4 protein-coding genes are annotated in these 2,270 nt (G+C 62.6%); all 4 read left to right on the top strand.

The features are described from left to right. Nucleotides 1-418, top strand: a 418-nt coding sequence (locus KBA48_RS27885; protein ID WP_292911967.1) for a TrbI/VirB10 family protein, incomplete at its 5' end; no start/stop codon positions are given. A 3-nt stretch (nt 419-421) separates the two neighbouring features. Beyond that, nucleotides 422-718, top strand: a complete 297-nt coding sequence (locus KBA48_RS27880; RefSeq protein ID WP_292911966.1) for a DUF2274 domain-containing protein — start codon at nt 422-424, stop codon at nt 716-718. A 3-nt stretch (nt 719-721) separates the two neighbouring features. Then, nucleotides 722-1,033, top strand: a complete 312-nt coding sequence (locus KBA48_RS27875; protein ID WP_292911965.1) for a DUF736 family protein — start codon at nt 722-724, stop codon at nt 1,031-1,033. A gap of 85 nt (nt 1,034-1,118) precedes the next feature. Further along, nucleotides 1,119-2,270: IS701 family transposase (locus KBA48_RS27870; RefSeq protein ID WP_292911964.1), on the top strand; the 1,152-nt coding region annotated here is incomplete at its 3' end.

The following is a 2,270-nucleotide window of genomic DNA, read 5'->3' as shown; positions in this document are numbered from 1 at the left end:
ACGTCTGATCGGCACCTATGACAGCCGCGTCAGCTTTGGGCAGGAGCGTGCGTTGCTGGTTTGGCAGCGTCTTATCCGCCCCGATGGCACGTCCCTGCAACTGGACAACCTGCCTGCCAGCGACACCGAGGGCCAGTCTGGCCTCTCCGACGAAGTGGATTTCCACACCGGACGTCTGTTGAAGGGCATCGCCATGGCGACGCTGCTGGGTGTCGGTACCGAACTGACCTTTGGGCAGCAGGAGAGCGACTTGGTTCGAGCCGTCAGGGAGTCCGTCCAGCAAAATGCCGACCGCGCTGGTCAGCGTCTGGTTGAACGCAATCTCGACATCCAGCCAACCCTGACCGTCCGCCCCGGCTGGCCGCTGCGCGTGATCGTGCGTCGCGACCTGATCGTATCGCCCTACCGTGGAGGCTGACCCATGCTGAAGCTCCCCAAGCTCCCCGACCGCACCCCGGTGAAGCTGACCATCACCCTCAATCCGGAACTGCACCAGCGGCTGCAGTCCTACGCGGCCGTTTACCGGGAAACCTATGGCACGACTGAGCCGGTGGCCGATCTGATCCCCTACATGCTGGATGCTTTCCTGGACAGCGACCGGGGTTACGCAAAAGCCCAGAAGGAGGACCGTCCATTTGTACAGGCTCCTGGCGACGGTCGGAAACGCCGTGGAGCAACTCTAGCAGCAAGTAATCAGCCTAGCGAGCCGGAGGACTGAGCCATGGCAACCATTGGCAAGTTCACGCAGTCCAAAGATGGCGGTTGGACCGGAACCATCCGTACCCTGACCATCAATGCCAAAGTACGGCTGGTCCCCAACGACGGCCGCGACAATTCTTCCGCACCGGCCTACCGCCTTCTACTGGGCCACCATCACATTGGGGACGCCTGGGAGGCCGGAACCGATAACGATGCAAGCCTTTCTTATCTCCGCATCCGTCTCGATGATCCGGCTTTCTCGTGTCCAATCAGCGCTGCTCTGTTCCCTTGCGAAGATGGTGTGTCAGCAAAGCTGATATGGAGGCGTCACTGATACTAATGTCTGCTGACTAGCATTACAGTTGCGTATTTTGTGAAGTTCTGAATCAATGGGCGACCATGATTCGGAGGGTCATGGCATGTCGGGTTCGCTTGAGGATACGCTTGGTCTGTGGTCGGTGTCGTTGCGGTCTGTGAAGGACCGCATCCGGCCATTATTCACGCAGGATCGCGTTGCCGCCTCGGCGGGTTTGTTTCTCGATGGACTGCTGGGGGCGGAGCAGCGCAAGACGGGGTGGATGCGGGCGGAGGCGGCAGGCGACCCCGGCCCCTGGCGGCAGCAGGCGATCCTGGGCCGGGGCCGATGGGACGCCGATGCGCTACGGGATATCGTGCGGGATTATGCGCTGGAAACGTTGGCGGACGATGATGCGGTGCTGGTGATCGACGAGACGGGTTTTCTGAAGCAGGGCAAGGCATCGTGCGGAGTGGCACGGCAATATACGGGTTCGGCGGGCAAGATCACGAACTGTCAAATTGGCGTGTTCGCCTGCTACGTGTCGCGGCACGGCCATGCTTTCATCGACCGGGCGCTGTACCTGCCCAAGGTCTGGACGGATGACGCGGATCGGCTGGCGGCGGCGCATGTTCCAGATGGGACGGGCTTTGCCACCAAGCCGGCGCTGGCCATGGCGATGATCAAGCGCGCCGTGGCGGCGGGCACGCCGTTCGGCTGGGTTGCGGCCGACAGCGTCTATGGCGTTGGCGACCTGGAGATGCTGCTGCGCCGCCAGGGCAAGGGCTATGTGTTGGGCGTCAACGCCGATCACCGGTTCAGTTCCTGGGACAAGCCCAGGCCGGTGGGCGGCACGGCGCGCAGCATCGCCGAGGGGCTGGAACCCGGCGACTGGCGGCGCCTGTCCTGTGGCGAGGGCACCAAAGGCCCCCGTCTGCATGACTGGGCCTATCTGGAACTGGCAGACCTGGACGCCGCCGAGTATAGCGACAACCTGACCGGCCCGTGGACGCGCGGCTTGCTGATCCGTCGGCACATCGGTGATGGCGAGTTGGCTTTCTTTACTACCTGGTGCCCCGCTGGAACCGGGATTGAAACACTGGTCCGGGTCGAAGGCCACCGTTGGGCCATCGAGGACAGTTTCGAGACCGCCAAGAACGAACTCGGCCTCGACCATAACGAGACCCGCTCCTGGCACGGATGGCACCGGCATGTCTCGTTGGTCATGCTCGCTTTTGCCATGCTGGCAACCATCCGCCATCACCTGAACCGCCAG

The sequence above is a fragment of the Niveispirillum sp. genome (assembly GCF_017996735.1).
In the GTDB taxonomy this organism is placed as follows: domain Bacteria; phylum Pseudomonadota; class Alphaproteobacteria; order Azospirillales; family Azospirillaceae; genus Niveispirillum.
Note: the sequence above shows the minus strand (reverse complement) of the source record. Positions and strands in the feature narration are given on the sequence as shown.